Annotated in this window: 5 protein-coding genes; 3 read left to right on the top strand and 2 right to left on the bottom strand. The window is 66.0% G+C overall.

The features are described from left to right. Positions 1-86, top strand: an 86-nt coding sequence (locus tag ACWDKQ_RS35120) for an adenosylhomocysteinase (protein WP_450138000.1), incomplete at its 5' end; no start/stop codon positions are given. A 358-nt stretch (positions 87-444) separates the two neighbouring features. Here the strand turns inward: ACWDKQ_RS35120 and ACWDKQ_RS35115 are convergent. After that, positions 445-2,070: an AMP-binding protein gene (locus tag ACWDKQ_RS35115; RefSeq protein WP_450143065.1), complete on the bottom strand. Its 1,626-nt coding sequence runs from the start codon at positions 2,068-2,070 to the stop codon at positions 445-447. 424 nt (positions 2,071-2,494) lie between these two features. Here ACWDKQ_RS35115 and ACWDKQ_RS35110 point away from each other — a divergent pair, with 424 nt between their 5' ends. Together ACWDKQ_RS35110 and ACWDKQ_RS35105 are read left to right on the top strand one after the other, a co-directional pair. After that, the gene (locus tag ACWDKQ_RS35110) at positions 2,495-2,677 is read left to right on the top strand and encodes an aldehyde dehydrogenase family protein (protein ID WP_450143064.1); all 183 of its coding nucleotides are present in this window, start codon (positions 2,495-2,497) and stop codon (positions 2,675-2,677) included. Between the two features lie 137 nt (positions 2,678-2,814). Next, positions 2,815-3,924 carry an NDMA-dependent alcohol dehydrogenase gene (locus tag ACWDKQ_RS35105; protein WP_450143063.1) on the top strand — a complete coding sequence of 370 codons (1,110 nt, stop codon included), beginning with the start codon at positions 2,815-2,817 and terminating at the stop codon, positions 3,922-3,924. A 76-nt stretch (positions 3,925-4,000) separates the two neighbouring features. Here the strand turns inward: ACWDKQ_RS35105 and ACWDKQ_RS35100 are convergent, their stop codons facing one another. After that, positions 4,001-4,549, bottom strand: coding sequence for a type 1 glutamine amidotransferase domain-containing protein (locus ACWDKQ_RS35100; RefSeq protein WP_450143062.1), 549 nt, complete (start codon positions 4,547-4,549; stop codon positions 4,001-4,003). Positions 4,550-4,819 lie beyond the last annotated feature (270 nt).

Genomic DNA, 4,819 nt, shown 5'->3' with positions numbered 1-4,819 from the left:
AGCTGACCAAGCTCTCCAAGGAGCAGGCCGCCTACATCGGTGTCGACGTCGATGGCCCCTACAAGCCCGACCACTACCGCTACTGATTCCCGCCCCCGGAACCCGCCGCAGCGCCGCCGCGCCTGCGGCGGGTTCCGCGTTCAAGCCGCTCCATTATCGTTTAGAGTCACTATCGTTTCAGTATTGATCGAAATTATTTTGCACCGGGCATCGAAGACTGGTTCTACCTCCGGGTCGAGGTGCCGCGCGGGGTGACCGAGATCGAGGTGATCTACTCCTACTGTGCTGCCGGGGCGCGGGCGCAGCGGCTGTGGACCCCGGCAGGGCACTGCCTTGGCGGCACCCGTCGATCTTGAAGCGAGAAATCCGGCGACGAGGCGACGACGGATCCGAGCCAGAAGCCATGCCCCCGCCGGAACTGACGACCGGCTCCTTGCCCTTCGCTCATCGCTGCTCGTCGAGGTTGAGGAGTTTTTCGGCGGTCTGGCGCATTTCGACCTTGCGGATCTTCCCAGTCACCGTCATTGGGAACTCGTCCACGACGTGGACGTAGCGGGGGATCTTGTAGTGCGCAAGCTTGCCGGTGCAGAACTCCCGCAACGCCTCCGCGGTCAGGGCGTCGGCGCCCTCGCGCATGCGGATCCAGGCCATCAGCTCCTCGCCGTAGCGCTGGTCAGGGACTCCGACGACCTGGGCGTCGAGGATGTCGGGGTGGGTGTAGAGGAATTCCTCGATCTCGCGGGGGTAGATGTTCTCGCCACCTCGGATCACCATGTCCTTGATCCGGCCGGTGATGCTGACGTAGCCGTCCGCGTCCATCACCGCCAGGTCGCCGGTGTGCATCCAGCGGGCCGCGTCGATGGCCTCCGCGGTCTTGTCGGCTTGCTGCCAGTAGCCGAGCATCACTGAGTACCCGCGGGTGCAGAATTCGCCCGCCGTGCCGCGCGGCACGGTCAGTCCGGTGGCCGGGTCGATGATCTTGACCTCAAGGTGCGGCCCGATCCGGCCGACCGTCGAAACCCGGCGCTCCAGGGAGTCGTCGGTGCGGGTCTGCATGGACACCGGCGAGGTTTCGGTCATGCCGTAGCAGATCGAGACTTCCGCCATGCCCATCCGGTCGATGACCTGCTTCATCACCTCCACCGGGCAGGGCGAGCCAGCCATGATCCCGGTGCGCAGCGACGACAGGTCGAAGGAGTCGAAGTCCGGGTGGTCGAGCTCGGCGATGAACATCGTCGGCACCCCGTACAGCGACGTGCACCGCTCCGCCGCGACCGCCGCCAGCGACGCGGCGGGATCGAAGCCCGCAGCGGGGATGATCATGGCGGCGCCGTGGCTGGTGGCGGCGAGGTTGCCCATGACCATGCCGAAGCAGTGGTAGAAGGGCACCGGGATGCAGATCCGGTCGTCCTCGGTATAACCGCAGAGCTCACCGACGAAGAAACCGTTGTTGAGGATGTTGTGGTGCGACAGCGTCGCGCCCTTGGGGAATCCGGTGGTGCCGGAGGTGTATTGGATATTGATCGGGTCGTCGGTGGACAGCCCGACCCAGCCCAGTCGGACCGGATCTGCCGGACTGGCCGTGAGAGCAGTCCACTCCGGAGTGTCGAGGAAGACCACCTGCTCCAGGCCGGGGCACTGCGGGCGGACCTCCGCCACAATCGCGGCGTAGTCGGAGGATTTGAACGACTGGGCGGAGACCAGCAACTGGACCCCGGCCTGGTTCAGCACGTACTCCAGCTCGTGCACCCGATACGCCGGGTTGATGTTGACCAGGATCGCGCCGATCTTCGCCGTGGCGTACTGGATCAGCGTCCACTCCGCCCGGTTCGGCGACCAGATCCCCACCCGGTTGCCCTTGCCGATCCCGGCATCCAGCAGTCCGACGGCCAGCGAGTCCACCGCCGCGCCGAACTCCCGGTACGTCCACCGACGCCCCGAGGCGCATTCCACCAGCGCGTCCCGATCCCCGAACTTCGCCACCGCCCGATCGAGATTGGCACCGATCGTTTCCCCCAACAACGGCACCTCGGAAACACCCGAGTCGTAGGACAGCTGCTCGGTCGCCACCTTTGCCTCCCGAAAAGCGATGCTCAGCAGTAGCGTCGCAGACAGTAGAGTCCTTCGGCGCAATCCGTCACGCCCGGATGGGGGTAGTGCCCCGGGACCCCGCGGTTCGCGAAGGCCTTGTGGGCATTCGATCCGCAGCATCGACTTTTGCATTTCCGCACCCAACGCGCGCTTGTTTGGTGGCGTGGGTCACAGATAACCCTGCGTTAACTTTCGTTAATGCAATGCCGTGGCGGATGCGCGGTCGGTCGGGAGCTGCTGGTCCGGTCGCCCCGGCATGCGAGCCGGCGCATTTGACTGCCGGGAGGAACCGGTGAACCGGAGCGGAAACCAGGTCGTGCGCCCGAGATCACAAACGCTGGGGTGACAGCGGATTCTTCGTGGAACCGCCGGTGCTGGTGGACGTGCAGCCGCAGTTCAGCGTATGCGCGAGGTGATCTCCGGACCGGTGGTGGCCGCATTGCCGTTCAACGTCGAGCAGGGCGTCGCCACCTGCGCCAACGTCAGCGTGTACGGGCTGGCAGCCGGCGGTGTGGACCCGGGGCATCTCCATGGCGCACCACTCGCCATGCGGCTAAAGGCGGGTTCTGTTTGGATCAACCAGTGAAACGGTTTCGACACCGCGCGTCCGTTCGGAGGGTTCAAGTAGTCCGGTTGGGAGCGAGAGTTGGGGCCGGACGCGATCGACCTATACACCCCAGACCAAAGCAGTCAACGTGGCGCTGTGATCGGAGGAATTCAGACGTGAAGACCAAGGCAGCGGTCCTGCGGGAAGTGGGCAAACCGTTCGAGATCGTAGAGCTGGAGCTGGACGGCCCGGGCCCGGGCGAGGTCTTGATCAAGTACTCTGCGGCCGGGCTGTGCCACTCGGACCTGCACCTCACCGACGGCGACCTGCCGCCTCGGTATCCGATCATCGGCGGGCACGAGGGCGCCGGGATCATCGAGGAAGTGGGACCCGGCGTCACCAAGGTCAAGCCCGGCGACCACGTGGTGTGCAGCTTCATCCCCAACTGCGGCACCTGCCGCTACTGCTCGACCGGCCGGCAGAACCTGTGCGACATGGGCGCGACGATCCTGGTTGGCTCCATGCCCGACGGGACATTTCGCTTCCACGGCGAGGGCCAGGACTTCGGTGCCATGTGCATGCTGGGCACCTTCTCCGAGCGGGCGACGATCTCGCAGCACTCGGTGGTCAAAGTGGACGACTGGCTGCCGCTGGAGACCGCGGTGGTGGTCGGCTGTGGGGTGCCCAGCGGTTGGGGCACGGCGGTCAACGCTGGCGACGTCCGGGCCGGTGACACCGTGATCATCTACGGTATCGGCGGGCTGGGCATCAACGCCGTGCAGGCAGCGGTGCAGGCGGGGGCCAAGTACGTGGTCGTCGTAGACCCCCTCGAGTTCAAGCGGGAAACGGCGTTGAAGTTCGGTGCCACGCACGCTTTCGCAGACGCCGATGAGGCGCAGGCGAAGGTCATCGAGCTGACCTGGGGTCAGGGCGCGGATGCGGCGCTGATCCTGGTCGGGAAGGTCGACGAGACCGTGGTGTCGAAGGCGACCGCGGCGATCGGCAAGGGCGGCACCGTCGTCATCACCGGCCTCGCCGATCCGGCGAAGCTCACGGTGCACGTCTCCGGCGCGGACCTGACGCTGAATGAGAAGACCATCAAGGGCACGCTGTTCGGGTCGTCCAACCCGCAGTACGACATCGTGCGGCTGCTGCGCCTTTACGACGCCGGGATACTCAAGCTCGACGAGCTGATCACGACGCGATACACGCTGGAGCAGGTCAACGAAGGCTACCAGGACCTCCGCGACGGCAAGAACATCCGCGGCGTGATCGTGCACGACTGATCCGACTGCCGGCGCCCGCGGCTGCTTCGCACCAGAAGCACCTGCGAGCGCCGGCAGCTCGTCGCAACGGCAGCGATCAGGAGCCCCGGGCGAAGGTTTCGACGATCTTGCTGTTGAACGCGGACAGGTCGCGCGGGCTGCGACTGGTCACGAGCCCGTGGTCGACCACGACCTCCTCGTCGACGACCTCGCCGCCTGCGTTGCGGATGTCGGTGCGGATGCTGTGGAACGACGTCAGCTTGCGGTCCCGCACCACGTCGGCCTCCACGAGCGTCCAGGGCCCGTGGCAGATCGCGCCGACCGGCTTGCCCGAGTCCACGAAGCTCCGGACGAACTCCACCGCGCGTGCGTCGCGCCGGAGGTTGTCCGGGTTGATCGTGCCGCCGGGCAAGATCAACGCGTCGTAGTCGTCGGCCGAGGCATCGGAGATCTCCCGGTCGACGGTGAACTGGTCGCCCGGGTTGATGTCGTGGTTCATCGCCTGGATCTGGCCGGCGTGGACCGAAACCAGTTCGGCCTCGGCACCGGCCTGCTCCACGGCTTGGCGCGGCTGTTCGAGTTCGACCTGCTCGACACCGTCGGCGGCGAGGATGGCCACCCGGCGGCCGCGCAGTTCGTTCGCCATGTCCGATCACCTTTCCCGATGTGGATCTGCTGCGGTTTTCCGGCACCGGCTCGACTCGCGGGTACCGGTCAGTTCCAGGGTGCGCCGCCGTGTTCGGCACGCAACTCGGCGACGCCGCCGTTGCGTACTGACATCGATGGGGACCGTTCGGTGCGGCTTTCACCGAACAGCCGCTGCTAGTCCTTCATCAAGCGTGTCGGGTGGGTAGATCCGGCCTGAGGTAAGGCAAAGGCCTTATCCTGCTTGGGTTTGCGACTCCAACGCATCCCA

The organism is Saccharopolyspora sp. NPDC000995, from assembly GCF_053599315.1.
Note: the sequence above shows the minus strand (reverse complement) of the source record. Positions and strands in the feature narration are given on the sequence as shown.